A 17,619-nucleotide genomic window follows, 5' to 3' on the forward strand; every position below is an offset into this window, starting at 1 on the left:
AGATTCCAAAAGTAATCAAAGAATATCAGAAACCTTGGTAAATAAGCGTTTTTTTGCAAAAAAAGAACTTAACTTTGCAAAAGTTTAAAGAAAATTAGGAGATGAAAAAAATTCTAAAAATTTACATTGACGCCTACAGCGGACTTTCTCAAGAATCTTGGATGTTAGCAATCGTGATGTTATTGAACCGTATGGGTTCGATGGTTTTACCGTTTTTAGGAATTTATATGATTTCCGAATTAGGCTTTTCTTTAGAAAGTTCCGGAATTGTACTGAGTTGTTTTGGCGTTGGTTCTGTTATAGGATCTTGGCTAGGAGGTTGGATTACAGATAAAATAGGAAACTTTAAAGTACAGGCAATTAGTTTGTTTTTAAGTGCTCCTTTATTTTTGATTTTGCCTTATTTTAAAACGGTGGAATCTTTTGCAGTCATTATGCTTGTTTTAAGTACAATAAGCGAAATGTTTCGTCCTGCAAACTCTGTTGCAATCACACGTTATGCAAAAAAAGAAAATATAACTCGTGCATTTTCTTTGAATAGAATGGCTGTTAATTTAGGTTTCTCTATCGGACCGTCAATGGGAGGATTTTTATCTAATTATTCATACGACCTGTTATTTTATTGCAATGCAGGAGCAGCATTAATTGCCGGAGTTGTCTTCTATGTATTCTTTAAAGGACGTAAGGAAAGGAACGCCGCAACAGAAACTACCTCAGAAAAAGTAATCATTGAAAAAGAACGTAACGCCTATACAGATACACCATTTTTAATGTTCAATTTATTTTGTGTATTATTCTCCGTTGCATTCTTTCAAATTTTAAATACTTTACCTTTATTTTATAAAGATGTGGTCCATTTAACGCAAACAGAAATTGGATTGTTAATGGGATTCAGCGGTTTTTTGATTGTTGTGTTCGAAATGCTATTGATTCATTATACTGAAAAAAGATTCTCCGTTACCCAACTTTTAGTATTCGGTTCTTTTATTACAGCCATTAGTTACTTCATCTTTACATTTAGTCATACATTGGGCATGCTTTATTTAGCAATTGGCTTAATGTCTATTGGAGAAATGCTTGTACTACCGTTAATGTCAACTGTAACCGCTTTTCGTTCTCAAAAAAACAACAGAGGTGCTTATATGGGACTAAACGGAATGTCTGTCGCCATTGCATTTATTATTTCTCCTTTTTTAGGAACACATGTTGCAACAGACTACGGATTTAGTACACTTTGGATTATTACGACGATCGTTTTAATCATTGTGGCTATCGGTTATCATTTTTTTACCAAACCTCTTTTACCGAAAAATATTTAAGATTTTCATATCTTCGGTAATTATAATTTGAAAGTAAGATGAAAGTATATACAAAAACAGGAGACAAGGGAACTACCGGATTATATGGAGGAACACGTGTCTCTAAAAACAGTTTAAAAATTGATTCATATGGAACCGTTGATGAACTCAATTCATATTTGGGATTAATTCGTTCGTATGAAATAGATCCTGCCTTAGAAGAGGAAATTATCATTATTCAAAAAGATTTGTTTAACCTGGGTGCTGAATTGGCTACTCCTGTTGATAAGTTATATTTGGCCAATGGTAAACCTCGTATTCCAAAAACGATATCTGAAGATGACATCATTCAATTGGAAGATTGGATTGATGATCTTGAAGGACAATTAGAACAATTGACACATTTTATTCTTCCCGGAGGAAACCAAGCAGCATCTCATGCACATGTAGCACGTTGTATTTGTCGTCGTGCAGAACGCTTGACAGTTGGTTTAGCTGAAGTTGAAGACATTCGTCCTGAATTGCAAAAATACTTGAATCGTCTTTCGGATTATTTGTTTGTTTTAGGTCGAAAAATTGCTTCAGACAACAATCATGAAGAAGTAAAATGGATTCCAGGTGAATAAAAAAGTCCTTTTATTTCTGAATGGTGAAGTACCTTCAACCCTACCTGATACAACAAATTACGAGCTTATTTTTTGTACAGATGGCGCTTTCCGCTATTTGCAACAACTCAATATACAACCTGATGTGATTTCAGGTGATTTTGATTCGACGGAAATCAGTGATTTTCCGTCGGGAATCGAAATTATTTCTACTCCGGAACAAAATGATACTGATTTTGCCAAAGCCTTACAAATCATTTTAGACAAAGGTTTTGAGCATGTTGATGTTTTTGGAGCAAGTGGTCGTCAACAAGATCATTTTATTGGAAATCTTAATGCTGCATTCCGTTTCAAAGACAAGATTAATATATTGTTTTACGACAATTACAGTCATTATTTTTTTGCGGAAAAACAAACCGAATTAGAAGGATACTTTGGAAGAACAATCTCTTTATTGCCTTTCCCTGAATGCAAAAACATCGTGACTAAAGGTTTGGAATACCCTTTAAATAAGGAGGATTTGAATTTACTTTCTCGTGTCGGGACGCGGAATAAAGCAAATGATGATATTGTTACAATAGAATATTCCGAAGGGAGTTTAGTTATTTTTATTATCGATCAGGATTTCCCAATTCTTTTGACCTAATTTCACTGATACTAGTGAAACGTTCCTTTTGCTTTTTTTGTATCTTTACTGAAAACCATACAACTATGAATAAATTTTCAGTAATTGTTGCATCCATTTTAGCCGTGGGGTTAATTGTAGCAACATGCATTTTGGGAAATGCTTATAAATACAAATTTAAAAGTAACGAATCGATCAATGTAACGGGAAATGCTTTAAAAGATTTTAATGCCGATTTAGTCAAGTGGCGTGCAACATTCAGCCGTAAAGATTATGATTTAAGAGTTGCTTCCGATCAGTTAAAAGAGGATCAAAAAATTGTAAAAAATTTCTTGATTTCGCAAGGCATTAAACCAAATGAAATTATTTTTGAAGCAGTAAGTATTTCAAAAGATTTTCAATATGGTACAGATGCAAATGGAAATTCGACCAGTCAATTCACAGGTTATAACCTTTCACAGGATGCTACAATAGAATCGAAAGAATTAGATAAAATAGAGAAAGCTTCCCGAGAAATCTCAAATTTAATCAGCCAGGGAATTGAATTAAGTTCATCTAATCCGAATTATTATTATTCGAAATTGGAAGATTTAAAACTTGAATTGATTGCACAAGCATCTGAAAATGCAAAACAGCGAGCGGAGAACATTGCAATAAAATCGGGCTCGAGCCTTGGAAAGTTGAAACAAGCAGATTTAGGTATTTTTCAAATTACAGGTAAAAATGATAACGAAGAATATTCTTCCGGAGGAGCTTTTAACACTACTTCCCGTCAGAAAACAGCACAAATTACAGTTAGAACAAGTTATACATCCAAATAATAAAAAAAGCTTCTTTTGTCATAAAGAAGCTTTTTATTTTTAAGTGAATGCTACAACTAACAATATTAAAAATGTTACCAGAATCAGTACATCTACTAATTTTAATTTAAAATTACCTATACCAATGCCTCTCTTTGTAGCGTAATTCTTTTTTGAAGACATTATAATTTCCAATTTTATAATGCAAATCTAAAACTGTGCCATTTTTCTAAATATAAAAACAACTCATCTGTTTTTTAATCGTTACAAATTATAAACACTTAAAAACAAGTTGTTTACAATTTACCCATCTAATAACTTCAACCTTTATACACAAAACACCCTTATATTTTATCAGGACGAGGAACACTTCCTGTTTTTGTATTTTTCATATCAAACGTTATCTTTTTATTGGTATCCGATAAAAGGTTTTTTCTGTAGATGGCTACATTAAGAATTAAGTCTATTCTTGTTTGGTCAAATGTCACACCATTATTGGGCTGAAATTTTAAGATCCATGTATTATTTGGTCCAACATCTGCTCTTGATGTGTATAAAACATTCCCGTTGATTTTTGTAGAAGTTAGTGAAACTGTTGGTGAGGTTGTATCCGTTCCTCCTCCATAAATAATAAATCCTCCAACCATCACATGGTATTTAGCAGCATCTATTTTCGTGTCATAAGAAAGTAAGCCGGTATTTGGTAATCTATTGAATCTAAATGTCGCATAATTAATTGATGCATAACTCATTGTCGACGGGTTAAAAACTTTCATTTTATTATCCCCTTTATCAATTACAGTTAGGTAACTGTCATTTGATTTCCCATTGTAAATCCCCGGATTCTCGAAAAACCATTTATCTGTATTCCCTTTGGATATTGTTGTTCCGTTTACGTCCAATGTTCTGCTCGGGTTTTCTTTATTAATCCCTACCCCTGGCGTATATGTTTGTGCAAAAGATGTTACACAAACAATTATTGTCAGTAGAATGTATACTTTATTTTTCATCTTAATTAATCTATTAATGGTGTTTTTGCATCTCCATTTTGACTCCCTCCCAAATTATATGACTTTGTCCCTAAATCTTTAAAAAATCTGTTCGGATAAATCAGAATATCAAAATTGTAATTAAATGCATTTGCAGAATTAGCCGGGCTTGCATATGGATTTCTGATTTTTATATGCCACATATTATCGGAACCTTTGAAGGCATTGTATTCGAAACGTCCTTTATTCGTAGCAGAAGGAAAACCTTGTTTTAACCTATCCACAGCTTCAAAATTTGTAATCGCTATAAAATAGTCGTTTGTTGGAATATTAAGATTCAAATCATCTAAATCATCCCCATTTACATTTAATATTTCATAAGGCTGAATGATAATTGGCAAGACATTTTGCTGTCCAAACATTTCTTTTATTTGACCTTTTACATTTCCATTCGTATTCGGATCCTGTGCAATGACACGATAATCTGTATCTACCGAAACATTATTGACAATCTTTTTTTCAGCTAATTCTTCTAATTTATTAGTTTGACCAATTTTATTGGTAATAATTAAATTTCCGTTGATTTGCAACTCTTCTTTGGTTAGATCGTTGCCAGAAACACCAATCCCTACTTGTCCATGTGCAATTCCAACTATTAACAACAAACTTTTTATGATAAAAATTCTCTTCATTTTCTTAATTTAAAATTGGTGTACCTCCTGTATTTGCATTCGTATTAGAATTTCTCATATCGATGGTTTGTTCAGGAAAAATTTTAACATAGGTTTTTGGAAAAAGTGAACATGTAATAATCCATTTCTGCGTACCATTAGTAATACTAGAAGAAATTCCCGGATAATCTGCATTCAAAATCCACTGGTTGTTTACCACTTTCGCTCCTACTCCCGGCAAAGCACTTTTAGCAGTTTCTGTACCGGAAACATTATCTGAAAAATAACCACTAAGAACCACTAAGGCATATTTGCTTGCATCAATACGTGTATTAAAATTCTCGACCCAGTCTCCGTTTGGTGCGACAAGCTCAAAGGTTACTAACGCTGCAATACCTGTATTATCTGTAGTGCGAACATCCAATAACTCAATATTATTGGTTACCGTATTCTGAACAAGTAAGTTGTACGTTTTTTTGATACTCTCGTCTACCGGATCTAGATTTTTTGGAAAAATTAACTGACCAGAAATCATGTCTCCGTTTACATCCAATGCTCCTCTTGGATTTTCAGTATTTATTCCAACTTGTGCAAATAAGAAAGTTGAAGTAAATAGTGATGTGAGTGCAACTAAAATTGTTTTCATTTATTTAAGTGAAAGATTAAACTATAGTAAATTGGCTATTACTAATTATAAAGGGTGCAAATTTAGGCCTATTGAGCTTTATATAATAATGTTAAAATGACCATATTACATAAGAGTAATTAATCAAAAATCCGTAAGACGCTATATAACAAAACCATACCTCTTTTATCTAAAATAGATAACACAATAAGTTTAACAGTTTTTAACAAATCAAAATAATAATTTCTTCACTCATCGATAAAATTGTAAATTTGTCTTATGCTAAACAATGATACAATTTGTGCATTGGCTACAGCCAATGGAATGGGCGCTATTGCGGTTATTCGTATTTCCGGACCAGAAGCAATTTCTAAAGTTGCTCAGATTTATCAATCAAAATTTAATCGAACAAAATCTTTGATTGATGCAGCTTCACATACCATACACCTAGGGTATGTAATGGATGGAGACACGATTGTAGATGAAGCACTTTTTTCCATTTTCAAAAATCCGCATTCTTACACAGGAGAAGATGTGGTTGAAATTTCGACACATGGATCGATATATATTCAACAAAAAGTTTTAGAATTATTGAATAAGATTGGCATTCGCAATGCCAATCCGGGTGAATATACATTTCGTGCATTTTGGAATGGCAAAATGGATTTAACCCAAGCGGAAGCAGTTGCGGATTTGATTGCTTCTGATTCTAAAGCCTCGCATGAAATAGCCATTAAACAAATGCGTGGCGGTTTCTCAAATCAAATCAAAGACTTACGTGATCAAATGATCAATTTTGCAGCTTTGATGGAATTGGAATTGGATTTTTCTGAAGAAGATGTTGAATTTGCAGATCGCACCCAGTTTTATGATTTACTGAATAAACTGCAAACAATTCTGAAGCGTTTAGCCGATTCATTCGCTTTTGGAAATGTTATTAAAAACGGTGTTCCGGTTGCTATTGTTGGTGCTCCGAATGCAGGAAAATCTACTTTATTGAATGCGCTCTTAAATGAAGAACGTGCAATTGTTTCCGATATTGAAGGAACAACCCGTGATACCATTGAAGAAACGATCTATATTGATGGTGTTGGCTTCCGTTTTATTGACACGGCCGGTATACGTGAAGCAGGAGATACAATAGAACGTATTGGTATTGAAAAAACCTTTGAAAAAATAGACAATGCTTCCATCATCGTTTATTTATATGACGCAAATATCACAGCGGATAACCAAATTGCCAATCAGTTGGATGATTTGCAACGACGTGGAAAAATTTTATTTAATGTAGCAAACAAAATTGATGTAACAAATAATGAATCAGCCATATCTGATGCGTTAAAACAGGAGTTTAAAGATGTTGTGCATTTAGAAATTTCAGCTAAAGATCAGTTTAACATCGATGCATTGAAAGAACAATTAATTCATCAAATTAAACTGAAAGGTACCAACCAAGACGATACGATTGTGACAAATTCCCGTCATTTAGAGGCGTTACAAAATACGCTATCACAAATTGGAAAAATCAAACAAGGAATGGATATGGGACTTCCGGGCGATTTATTAGCCATGGATATTCGCGAAGCTCTCACTTATTTGGGACATATTACCGGAGAAATTGATGTTGACCAAGATATATTGGGAACTATTTTCGGAAAGTTTTGTATCGGGAAGTAGAAAAGCAAATACAAGACAATTACTACATTTCAACTACCTAACGCTTAAAACGTTAGGTTTTTTGTTTTATCTTTGAAATGACATAAATAGATGATGTTTTAACGTTTTTTACACCAAAACTACACCTCTATTTTTTTATACTAATAAAAGGTGTAGTTACTACACCTCGAATTATTCAAATATGAAAATAAGCTTAAAACAAAAGAAATTAAAGTCTGAAAAATATACTCTTTATTTAGAATTTTATAAAGGCTCAAAGATTGATAAATCTGGTAAAGAAATACATTTACGTGAATTTGAATATTTAAAATTACACTTATTCATTAATCCCAAAAATTTCGAAGAAAGAAAAAAAAATAAAGAGAATTTAGAGTTAGCCGAAAATATTCTCGCTATTAGAAAATCAGAGTATATTCAAGGTAAGTATGGAATTATTGATAGAGATAAAGCAAATATTACCTTTTATGAGTACTTTGATCTATTAAAAGAACATCGATCATCTTATTTATCTAATTATGGTACATGGGCATCAGTAAAACGGTATATCGATCAATACTTTCACCCTTCTACTACATTATCAGAAATTACAATTGAATCAATTAAAGGTTTTAAACGTTTTTTAGATAAAGAAGCATTAACAAAAAATGGAACTCCTTTAAAACATGGAACAAAATATTCCTATTTCAATAGATTTAAAGCTACTATTAAACAAGCTTATGAAGAGGGATATATTTCAAATCATAAATTGCTTAAAATTAAATCTTTTGAAGAAAAAGATTCACAACGAGAGTTTTTAACTTTTGATGAAGTTCAAGCTTTAGCTAATACTGATTGTAAATATAATGTATTAAAACGAGCCTTTCTTTTTAGTTGTTTAACTGGTTTACGTTGGAGTGATATTTACAAACTTTCTTGGAATGAAGTTAGAGATGAAAATGATAATTATAGAATATTTTTCAAACAACAAAAAACTGATGATCTAGAATATATGTACATCAGTAAACAAGCCAGAGATTTATTAGGCGACAGAGACTATTCTAACCCAAGAGTATTTGTTAATTTAAATTATGGTTCTGGAACAAACACAGAATTATTGAGATGGTGTATGAAAGCAGGAATTACTAAGCATATTACATTCCATTGTGCCAGACATACAGCTGCTACATTACAATTAGAATATGGAGCAGATATATATACTGTAATGAAATTTCTAGGACATAAAGATATTCGTACAACTCAAATATATGCACATATTATGGATAATAAAATGAAAGAAACTGCTAATCTATTACCATCTTTAAATTTAGAATTATGAGCATAGCACTTCTTATAATAAAAGCAATAATGATAATAGGATTGTCATTTGGAATTTTTCAATTCAATTACAATAAATCTGATATATTATTTAAGGTTAATATATTGCCCATAACAACAATTATTTTAAGTATAATATTTGGTTATCAAGCCTACTCTACTCAAGATTATATGATTTTACAAATCTGGATTTGTATTTTCTTATTTTCAATTTCCATTTTATATGCTTTTAAAATAAGTAATAAAAATTTAGAACATAAAAATATTAATTCATTGTCAAACACCAATTCAGTGATGAATAATCAACTAGATGACATAAAGATGAATAAAATATATGCTTTTTTTAAACTAAATGAATTATTAACTAATGATCTGAATTTTCAGCAATTTAAAGAAGCTTTTTTAAAAACACCAATTTATATAAATATGGACGTTCCTTCTCTTCGCGAATTTTTTAATTTCTTAAAAATTCAAAAAGGAATTTATATAAAAAACATTGACAATGATTTTCTACAATTCTTTATTAATTCTAAAACTAATCAAAACTATAAATACAATCAATTTATAAGTACATCTAAGCCAAATTCAAAACTTAGTATTCAAATTAAAAAATTATTTAACCATTTTTAATTGGTTTCCAACATATCCAACATATGCATTTTTAAATAATATACATATTTATACAATTAATTAATTAATTAATAAATACAACAATATGAACAACAACTTAATTTTAGAAAAACTATCAATAATAGAAGAGCTATTATTAGATAAAAAAAAGATTTTAAATCCTACCGAATTATCCAAATACATTGGTTTTTCAAAAGCTACTATTTATAAAATGGTTCAGAGTAATGTTATTCCTTACTCTAAACCTAATGGAAAACATTTATTCTTTGACCGAGAAAAAATAGATGAATGGTTACTTTCTAATTCATCTAAAGATAGTTCACAATTAAAAAAAGAAGCGAGAGAATTTGCAAATAGGAATAGAAAATACAATTAAGTAAAATTTTCATAAGCAGGATATAATTTCCTGCTTTTTTTATTTCAATAATTTTTATTGTAATAGAGCTTCCATCTCATTTATTATAATCATTCGATTGAAAGTACAATTACAACTTCTTTATAGAAAATTGAAAAAATTTTTATACCCATTCGACTACTTGAATCATTTTTCAAATCTCTATTTTCTTTATTAGCTCCATTTATAAAAAATAATTTAATCAACAATTTTCCATCATCAACCGGTAAAAAGGCAGCCAATGTATGGCGGTCATCTCACGCTTCATCCTAGCCAAAAGACTACGGCATAAACGGTTACCTAACTAAAGGTTCCCTCCAATTATTCCGTTTCCTTTTGGCTTTTTCTATTGACCACCTTGTTTGTCTGCTTTCTTTTTTCCGGTTTTTCTTTTGGAAAAATATGCGCGAAGCGAGGTGGAAAACCTTACAAGCTTGTACAAGGAATTAAGAATAATGTTAAAAAAATGAACCATTTAAAAATTAGGAAATGATGAACATTATTGGAAGATTGACAAGAGATGCGGAAGTACGCACAACGTCACAGGACAAACAAGTCGTAAATTTTTCTGTTGCTATCAACGATAGTTACAGAAACAAGCAAGGCGAACGAATAGAACAAACCATTTATTTTGATTGTTCGTATTGGATTTCTACTAAAATAGCCAATTTATTAACCAAAGGTACTTTGGTTGAATTGATTGGTAGAATTAGCGCAAGAGCGTGGACAAGTACAGAAGGAGAACCAAAAGCAAGTTTAAATTTTCATACTTCTCAAATTAAACTTCATGGAGGAGGACGAAAAAATGAAATCGTACAAGCTACTGAACAATCAGTAAACTCAACTATTACAACAAAAAATGAAGAGGATGACCTCCCGTTTTAACGATTTAAAAATCAAATAAATATTAATCACAAAAATTTAAAATTATGGCACATAATATCAATTATAATGAACAAACAGGACGTTATTCATTTTTCAGCGTTAAGGAAAAAGCGTGGCACGGATTAGGGCAAATCGTGGAGCAATATCCAACAAGCGAAGAAGCAATAAAACACGCTGGTTTAGACTACGAAGTTGTAAAATCTCCACTTTTTACAAATGGTTCAGAAATCATAACAGATTTTAATCATTTAGAAATGAACCAAAACACGTTAGAAGTACCCAATTATTTTGCTAATATACGCACAGATAATAACACCGTTTTGGGTGTGGTTGGAAAAGATTACCACATTGTACAAAATAGAGAAGCGTTTAATTTCTTTGATGCTATTGTAGGCGGTGACGAAGGAATATTATATGAAACTGCGGGAGCATTAGGAAAGGGAGAACGTATTTTTATTACGGCTAAATTACCCGATTATATTCGTGTGGGAAATGGCGATGACGTAACAGAAAAATATATTTTTCTGACTACTTCACACGATGGTAGTGGAAGTATTACAGCCGCATTTACTCCAATTCATATCGTTTGCCAAAATACCCTAAATGCTTCACTTCGAAATATGACAAACGTTGTCAGAATTAAACACACTTCGGGAGCAAAACAACGTATTGAAAATGCCCACAAGATTATGGGATTAGCCAATACATTAAGTACTCAATTAGAAAATATTTTCAACAATTGGACAAAAGTTAGAGTAACAGACCAAGAAGTGAAAAAATTAATACAATTGGCTCTTTGTCCTAACAAAGAAACATTGGATTTACTTAAAAAAGGTGCAGAAGATGAAGTTTCAACACTTTTTAAAAACACGGTTGAGGATTCGTTTAGTTACGCTATGTTAAGCGATACCCAGCAAATGGACACGACAAAAGGAACTTTGTACGGGGCTTACAATGCGGTAACGGGTTACTTTCAAAATGTACGCAATTATAAAAATGATGAAGCCAAATTACAAAGTATTGTTTTGGGTGGAACAGCTCAAATAAAATCACAAAAGGCATTCGAATTGTGTACTGATTTTGTACAACATGGTGCAGAAATACTGCATTTTAATTAATCAAATTTTTGTCACCGCCTATCTAGGCGGTGGCTTTAAAAATCATAATTTTTTTTTGATTATTCTGATTAAAAATCGGGCGGCAAAAATACAATTCCTCATTGCATTTAGAAACGTATTTTTGCTAAAAAAGGATACAATCACATTGATAAAGGTTGTTTTATCAAAGCCATTGCAGGGTTTTACGTCGGATATTCGCTATCCGAATGGTTAAAAATAGGGAATCAAAAATGCAATTCTTGACTTCATTCTGAAACACATTTTTGCCTTAAAATAGAAACAATCACTTAGAAAAACGATGTTTTATCTAAGCGATTGCGGATTTTTTGCGTCGGATATTCATTATCCGAAAGATTGTTTCTTATACAATTTGATTATCGAGATGATCTATTAAAATACTTCGATTTCGGTCAAATAATCGGGATTTAAATTGTTTACTCAAAGCAGATCGAACTTCTTTATGGTGAATATCTCGTACATCAAAAAGTACATTATATCCACGAGCTGGAATCACGATTGTGATTGGAATAATATGAGAATCATTTAATTCCAAATTCTCTAAAAAACATTCAATATCAAACTTTAAAAATTTTACATTTTGATGGAGAATCCGCTCTGCATTGCTGTCTTTACGAGGTTTACCAATTCTTACAACATCATAATTTATCGTCATCATTCATTTTGTTAATTGTTCAAATATACTTTAATTATTGGTTTAGGTTTTCAATTTTATTACAATCTAAACGAGTTATTTTCTTAATCGAAAACAACTTGTTAAAGTTGATTATTTTAGCTTTTATCACGGCTATTAAACTGAAAACTGACTTGCTTTTCGTTTCCGAAATTATCCGAAATCCATACATCAAAAGATTGTGAAACGGATGATTTTGATGTGTAATATAACCTAAATTGTTCTTTGGGCAGCTCGTACAAATCATTTGGATGATAAGGTTCTTCGTTATCATATTGAAGAATTCCTTCTCCATCAAACTGGAAATAATGTAATTGATAGTGTCGATTTTTATAATTTCCTGTTGGAACAATTGTAAAGCGAATCTCAACTTTTTGTCCTACTTTTATTTCGTTTGGAACAGGCATTATGTGTATTTCAAAAGGAAAGTTTTGTTGAATATCCAATTCGTTGTCATTTTTACATCCGAAGTAAATACTGCACAAAAAAGCGATAACGATTCGGATTGTATAAGTGAATGTATTATTTTTCATATTAAATGTTTTAAAAGTTAAATCGCATTCCTATTCCTACAGATGGTCGTAATTGTTCAACGTCTGTTCCCCAAACCAACTTCATCTGCCCTTTTAGAATAAAAACAAACTTATCCGTAAAATAAGTTTCAAAAGTTAGCCGTGAACCTGCTCCATAAATAAAATTGTTTTCATTCAGAATGATAGCGCCATCATTGAGCTTCGATTCTCCATGATTAATGGTTTCATAGCCAACAACAGCGGTTAAAGCAAGATTTAGACTAATCATTCGTCGATTATCTCCCAATAAAAAGAAACTATTTCCACCTTCAATGGTGTAGGTTTCATGTGGGATTAGAGTAGTGTTATAAGTGAAATACTGATGTGAATATTCAAAATTCCAAAGTTGATAATTTCCATTTTTACCGTTTATTATCAAACCTAAATTCATTGCATAATCATTCCCGATTTTAGCATTAGATAATTGACTGTAACCAATTTCTACTCCTTTCTTTTTCGGAATCATTCGCTGAGCATTTACACTTGATAATCCAATAAAAAGATAGAATACTTTCAAAATATATTTTTTAATCATGATCAATTGTTTAAAATTTCAACTGCATTTCGTCAATTAATTGCGCATGAATTAAGTCGGAATTTTCAACTTGTAAGGTTTGATGTCTACCTCCATTTTTCTCAAATATTTCGATGAATAAAACATGACCTTCAGCAAGTGTAAATTGATCCAATAAGAACACATTTCGTCCAATTGATTTACCTTTAATCGAATCCAATGATAGATAATTTCTAAGCGGTTTCAAGATTTGATGTTGAATAACCGATCGTTTGGCTAATTTTTTCTCTGCAATCTTGAAATGAATAAAATCTATATCAAATGGGACATTGCTTCGATTTTTCAATTCTAAATGGAAGTAATGCTTGCCTTCATGATTGTACAATCCTTTTAAAATAAATTGGATGCCAAATTTCGCAGCCCCAATATTTTTGATGATGGATTTATTGTTTTGATAAATGGTTTCCATGATCAAATCGGTTAATGATGCAGGTTGACTACCTAATTCATTGAAAATAATTTTATTAGCTTCCACTTTATTCAGCTCCTTTTCCATCGTAGAAAGATTGTAACTTAAATTTTCAGGATACGGACTATAATACACATTGAAATTGTAAAATTTTCCATCATTTGTAATGACTGAAAAATTAGTTTCGGATTCAAAATCTTTTACAGCAGCTTTGATTCGCAATACATTTTCAGCATCATTTGCTTTTTCAGCGATGATAAAATCACTGCCTAAATCGACGTATCGAATGTTGGATGGAAAGATTAAATGAGATGTCTTATCATAGGTAACATTCATCAAATAAGGTTCTATTTTACCTAATTTCAATGCAGACTGTACACTATCTTGTGCAAAAAGGAGTTGATTGACTCCAAGAATTAGGATCAGAAATAAGATATGTTTGTAATTAATTTTCATTTTTTTTGTTTAAAATTTTCAAATCATTTTATTTTTTAGGAACAAGTAAGACCTGTAATCCTGCTTTGAGTGTGACTTTCGGTGTTCTTATTTTCTTCGAAAAATAACCCGAAACGCCCTGGACTACACCACCTCCTAAATCGGTTGCAAGTTGCTGTCCTGCCGATTGTGTCATCATTATACTTGCTCCGGACGTTTGACTCATATTAGCTGCCATTTCAGTTAATGCATTTATTTCTTGCGAATCCGAAATGCTTAATCCTTGTTGACCATCTAAATCAAAAACATTCAGTTCGACTGGAATAACAGATTCATTGATCTCGATTGAAGTAATTTTTAACATCAATCGTCCATTTGATAATTTAGCTTGTGCTGAAACAAGTGTTCCATTTGGTAAATAATGTTGTGAAGTTTGAGCAGACTCCAATAATCGTAAACGAACTATTGCATCACCTCTTATAGTTTGTGTTTCGTGTACACATGCCTTAATCGTATTTTTAGATTGCGTTGCTTCATACGTTCTACCAACAGTTGTAAATTCTCTATTTCCATTCGGTAGTGAATGATCTTCAACTTCTCGAAATAAACTCGAAACAGGATTTTTCTTTGTTGATCGAATTGGAACAATGTAATCTTTCTCTTGTTTTAGTACAACTTCAACTTTTGATTCTTGTTTCGAAACTTTTGGAATTGAATTTTGTTCTTGTTGACTATTTACAGGAAGATATTTCGCCGCCAATTGATAGGATTTTTCCATCAATTCAATCTGATCGTTCATTGTGATTGGTTTTGGAACATCTTTCTGAGATAATTGAGCTTTCAATTCTGAAATTTGCTTTCGTAAATCTGTTGTTTCTGTATGATACGGTTGATGAAACGAATTTAATTCCGATTGCATATTTCGGTAACTATTCAACGTTTGATGGTTCGTTTCACTTCCATAATTTTTATCGTTTGGACCATAATTCTGCAATTCATTTTGTTTATTCATCACACTATTTTCACTTTCCTGATTCAAATATTCTGAAAGAGTCATCAAGGCTTGTTGTTTTTCTTGGTTTTTAATCGCCAACATTTCTTGCTCATAAGCTTTTCCTTTGTCCATCGGCATTTCTGCATCTGTTCCTTGTGGAACTGCCCCATTTAGACCATTTTCATCAAGTTCAGTTTTGTTTTCTGATGGACGAAAAATCATATACAAACAACCAATACACGCTACAATCATTAAACTAAAAATGAGTGGTTTCTTGAATTTTGTAAGTAAATCTTTTTGATTTACTGCAGACGAATTCTGAAAAGTTTCATCTTTGGATTGAGAATCGTTTCCTACCAATAATCTGATTTGTTTTTCATTATTCTCTTTCATAGAAATCATTTTTATGAATATTTATTAGTGAATCCAATTGGATTTTCAATTGTTTACTTTTTTGAAAAGGTTGTTGAATGTGTTCTATCTGAAGTTTTCTATTTGTAGTCATTACATCATAACCGATTTTTATAAAGACCGCTGTACTTAATAATCCATAGCCTAAGAAAAAAATTAAGAGATACTGATGTTGCTTTTCTAAGGTTAACAATTGCAATTGTTTGTCTATATTTCCGAGGTAGTTTCTAAGTTTTAATTTTAAATTTTTCATCATCTAATTATTTAGCGTTCTACAACTTCAATATCATGATTTTCCAATACCTTAAATTTTTCAATATTAAAACCTTGTGGATTATTGTCTGATCGAACTGAATTTAGCAATTGACATGTAGTAATTAATTGTCGTTTTGTAACATTACTAGAACGAATAATGTATTGTTTCGCATAGGTTTTTACAGCATATGGATAGTGATTAAAATCGCTGACTATACTGTCAACTTCTAATCGTTGTTGAACATTACCTGAAATTATTCGGTTATAATATCCTTTTTCTGCCAAATCATTGTGATAATCAAATGCACTTTTATCTGCAAGTTGAAAAGCTCGTTTCATATTATTTTCTATCGCATTTTTATCAGGTGCAAGTGTAAAAAAGAGTTCATGAAACCGTCTGATATGCTCCCTTGCTTCAACAGGACGATTGAGATTAATATCTTGAGATAAAGCAAGCATTAATGATTTTCCTTGATCTAATACATAGATTTTTTGACGTTGTTTTTCTGAAAATTGATAGGATTGCCAAAGAGCAAACCCTACAACAGTACTACAAAAAATCACAAACAAAATAGCATAAAGCCTGATTTGTTTGAAACTGTTTTCAATATTTCGTAAAGTTTTAAATTCCATAATAATTAAATATTTGATTCATTATTTAAGTAATTGACCGCTGATATTTCCCGTTACCGAACCAACTCCAGCACTTGCAATATTTCCAGCTGTTTCAGCTGTTTTAGTTACATTACGCATAAAATTACCCGCTCCTCCTGCTTGAATTACCCAACTTGTAACAGTTGGAATTGTAAAGTATCCTATAATCCCAATGATCATAAAAATGATGTAAATAGTATTTGAACTATCTGGAATAAAACTTGGTTCAGCAAGCATTTCAATATCACGTTCTAGAATTAAAGATTGTATACGTGCAAGCATAGCACTAAATAAATCTGAAACAGGTAACCATAAATAAACACTGATGTATCTTCTGAGCCATTGCGTAAGGGTAATTTGAAATCCATCCCAAACAGAAATTGCAAAAGCAATTGGTCCGAGTATAGAAAGTACTATTAGAAAAAATGTACGAATAGTGTCAATTACTAAAGCTGACGCTTGAAACAATATTTCCAAAAAATTACGGAACCAATCTTTAAATGCTTTACCGATTTGATAAGCCGTACGATCCATATACATAGCTGTCATTGCTCCTATATCAGATGGTGTCCAACCTAATTCATCTAATTTTTTATCAAATTCTTCATCAGAAATTAAAAAGGCTGTTTCTGGATTTCGCACAATTGCTTCGTATTCAAGAATGTCTTTTTGCTCTTGCAATTTCTTCATATCAATGACTTGACTTTCTAAAATGGAATGAGTACCTGTAACAACTGGACGCAAAACTGAATTAAGTGTTCCTAAAACCAATGTTGGAAAAAACATAATGCAAATTCCTAATGCAAAAGGTCGTAGCAATGGATATAAATCAATTGGTTCTGCTCGACTAATGGTTTGCCATACTTTGATGGCAACATAAAAAAGTGCACCTAATCCAGCTAATCCTTTTGCTACTGCTGACATATCAGCAGCAAGTGGCATCATCTCATCGTATAAACTTCTGAGTACTTCGTGTAAATTATCGGCTTGCAT

Annotated in this window: 21 protein-coding genes; 10 read left to right on the forward strand and 11 right to left on the reverse strand. The window is 31.6% G+C overall.

Annotated elements, in window-relative coordinates; all coding sequences use genetic code 11:
- Positions 1-101 precede the first annotated feature (101 nt).
- The 4 genes from H277_RS0112760 to H277_RS0112775 all read left to right on the forward strand — a co-directional run bounded on the left by H277_RS0112760 (position 102) and on the right by H277_RS0112775 (position 3,349).
- A complete protein-coding gene (locus tag H277_RS0112760) occupies positions 102-1,319 on the forward strand; it encodes an MDR family MFS transporter (RefSeq protein WP_019975990.1) in 1,218 nt (405 codons plus the stop codon).
- Positions 1,320-1,357: 38 nt separating this feature from the next.
- Complete coding sequence (locus tag H277_RS0112765; RefSeq protein WP_019975991.1) at positions 1,358-1,924, forward strand: cob(I)yrinic acid a,c-diamide adenosyltransferase; 567 nt, start codon at positions 1,358-1,360, stop codon at positions 1,922-1,924.
- A complete protein-coding gene (locus H277_RS0112770) occupies positions 1,917-2,549 on the forward strand; it encodes a thiamine diphosphokinase (protein ID WP_019975992.1) in 633 nt (210 codons plus the stop codon). Before H277_RS0112765 ends, H277_RS0112770 begins: the two co-directional genes overlap by 8 nt.
- 65 nt (positions 2,550-2,614) lie before the next feature.
- Positions 2,615-3,349 (forward strand): SIMPL domain-containing protein, encoded by a 735-nt coding sequence (locus H277_RS0112775; protein WP_019975993.1) that lies wholly within the window; start codon positions 2,615-2,617, stop codon positions 3,347-3,349.
- A gap of 323 nt (positions 3,350-3,672) precedes the next feature.
- Here H277_RS0112775 and H277_RS0112785 read toward each other — a convergent pair whose 3' ends face one another.
- The 3 genes from H277_RS0112785 to H277_RS0112795 are packed head-to-tail and all read right to left on the reverse strand — an operon-like array spanning position 3,673 to position 5,634.
- Entirely contained in the window at positions 3,673-4,338 is a 666-nt protein-coding gene (locus tag H277_RS0112785) for a hypothetical protein (RefSeq protein WP_019975995.1), read from the reverse strand.
- A gap of 5 nt (positions 4,339-4,343) precedes the next feature.
- Positions 4,344-5,009: a hypothetical protein gene (locus H277_RS0112790; protein ID WP_019975996.1), complete on the reverse strand. Its 666-nt coding sequence runs from the start codon at positions 5,007-5,009 to the stop codon at positions 4,344-4,346.
- Between the two features lie 4 nt (positions 5,010-5,013).
- Entirely contained in the window at positions 5,014-5,634 is a 621-nt protein-coding gene (locus H277_RS0112795) for a hypothetical protein (RefSeq protein ID WP_019975997.1), read from the reverse strand.
- 258 nt (positions 5,635-5,892) lie between these two features.
- Between H277_RS0112795 and mnmE the strand changes: the two genes are divergently transcribed.
- The 6 genes from mnmE to H277_RS0112830 all read left to right on the forward strand — a co-directional run bounded on the left by mnmE (position 5,893) and on the right by H277_RS0112830 (position 11,631).
- Positions 5,893-7,290, forward strand: coding sequence for a tRNA uridine-5-carboxymethylaminomethyl(34) synthesis GTPase MnmE (gene mnmE / locus H277_RS0112800; protein WP_019975998.1), 1,398 nt, complete (start codon positions 5,893-5,895; stop codon positions 7,288-7,290).
- A gap of 181 nt (positions 7,291-7,471) precedes the next feature.
- Positions 7,472-8,605, forward strand: a complete 1,134-nt coding sequence (locus tag H277_RS0112805) for a site-specific integrase (protein ID WP_019975999.1) — start codon at positions 7,472-7,474, stop codon at positions 8,603-8,605.
- The gene (locus H277_RS20310) at positions 8,602-9,234 is read left to right on the forward strand and encodes a hypothetical protein (protein ID WP_019976000.1); all 633 of its coding nucleotides are present in this window, start codon (positions 8,602-8,604) and stop codon (positions 9,232-9,234) included. The genes H277_RS0112805 and H277_RS20310 overlap by 4 nt, the downstream gene beginning before the upstream one ends.
- 85 nt (positions 9,235-9,319) lie before the next feature.
- The gene (locus tag H277_RS0112815) at positions 9,320-9,610 is read left to right on the forward strand and encodes a helix-turn-helix transcriptional regulator (protein ID WP_019976001.1); all 291 of its coding nucleotides are present in this window, start codon (positions 9,320-9,322) and stop codon (positions 9,608-9,610) included.
- A 510-nt stretch (positions 9,611-10,120) separates the two neighbouring features.
- Positions 10,121-10,513 (forward strand): single-stranded DNA-binding protein, encoded by a 393-nt coding sequence (locus H277_RS0112825; RefSeq protein ID WP_019976003.1) that lies wholly within the window; start codon positions 10,121-10,123, stop codon positions 10,511-10,513.
- A 44-nt stretch (positions 10,514-10,557) separates the two neighbouring features.
- Positions 10,558-11,631 carry a DUF932 domain-containing protein gene (locus H277_RS0112830; protein WP_019976004.1) on the forward strand — a complete coding sequence of 358 codons (1,074 nt, stop codon included), beginning with the start codon at positions 10,558-10,560 and terminating at the stop codon, positions 11,629-11,631.
- Between the two features lie 361 nt (positions 11,632-11,992).
- On the opposite strand, the gene H277_RS0112840 is transcribed toward H277_RS0112830, so the two are convergent.
- From H277_RS0112840 to traJ, 8 genes are all read right to left on the reverse strand, one after another.
- Positions 11,993-12,307 (reverse strand): hypothetical protein, encoded by a 315-nt coding sequence (locus H277_RS0112840; RefSeq protein WP_146810420.1) that lies wholly within the window; start codon positions 12,305-12,307, stop codon positions 11,993-11,995.
- A 113-nt stretch (positions 12,308-12,420) separates the two neighbouring features.
- Positions 12,421-12,855, reverse strand: coding sequence for a DUF3872 domain-containing protein (locus H277_RS0112845; protein WP_019976007.1), 435 nt, complete (start codon positions 12,853-12,855; stop codon positions 12,421-12,423).
- Positions 12,856-12,865: 10 nt separating this feature from the next.
- Positions 12,866-13,429, reverse strand: coding sequence for a conjugal transfer protein TraO (locus H277_RS0112850; RefSeq protein WP_019976008.1), 564 nt, complete (start codon positions 13,427-13,429; stop codon positions 12,866-12,868).
- A gap of 10 nt (positions 13,430-13,439) precedes the next feature.
- Positions 13,440-14,333, reverse strand: coding sequence for a conjugative transposon protein TraN (gene traN, locus H277_RS0112855; RefSeq protein ID WP_019976009.1), 894 nt, complete (start codon positions 14,331-14,333; stop codon positions 13,440-13,442).
- Positions 14,334-14,361: 28 nt separating this feature from the next.
- The gene (gene traM / locus H277_RS0112860; RefSeq protein ID WP_026357588.1) at positions 14,362-15,699 is read right to left on the reverse strand and encodes a conjugative transposon protein TraM; all 1,338 of its coding nucleotides are present in this window, start codon (positions 15,697-15,699) and stop codon (positions 14,362-14,364) included.
- Complete coding sequence (locus H277_RS0112865) at positions 15,686-15,970, reverse strand: hypothetical protein (RefSeq protein ID WP_026357589.1); 285 nt, start codon at positions 15,968-15,970, stop codon at positions 15,686-15,688. Before H277_RS0112865 ends, traM begins: the two co-directional genes overlap by 14 nt.
- A gap of 11 nt (positions 15,971-15,981) precedes the next feature.
- Positions 15,982-16,605, reverse strand: coding sequence for a conjugative transposon protein TraK (gene traK / locus H277_RS0112870; RefSeq protein WP_019976012.1), 624 nt, complete (start codon positions 16,603-16,605; stop codon positions 15,982-15,984).
- A gap of 21 nt (positions 16,606-16,626) precedes the next feature.
- Complete coding sequence (gene traJ / locus H277_RS0112875; protein WP_026357590.1) at positions 16,627-17,619, reverse strand: conjugative transposon protein TraJ; 993 nt, start codon at positions 17,617-17,619, stop codon at positions 16,627-16,629.

Origin of the sequence: Empedobacter brevis NBRC 14943 = ATCC 43319, from assembly GCF_000382425.1 — a bacterium.
Taxonomy (GTDB): domain Bacteria; phylum Bacteroidota; class Bacteroidia; order Flavobacteriales; family Weeksellaceae; genus Empedobacter; species Empedobacter brevis.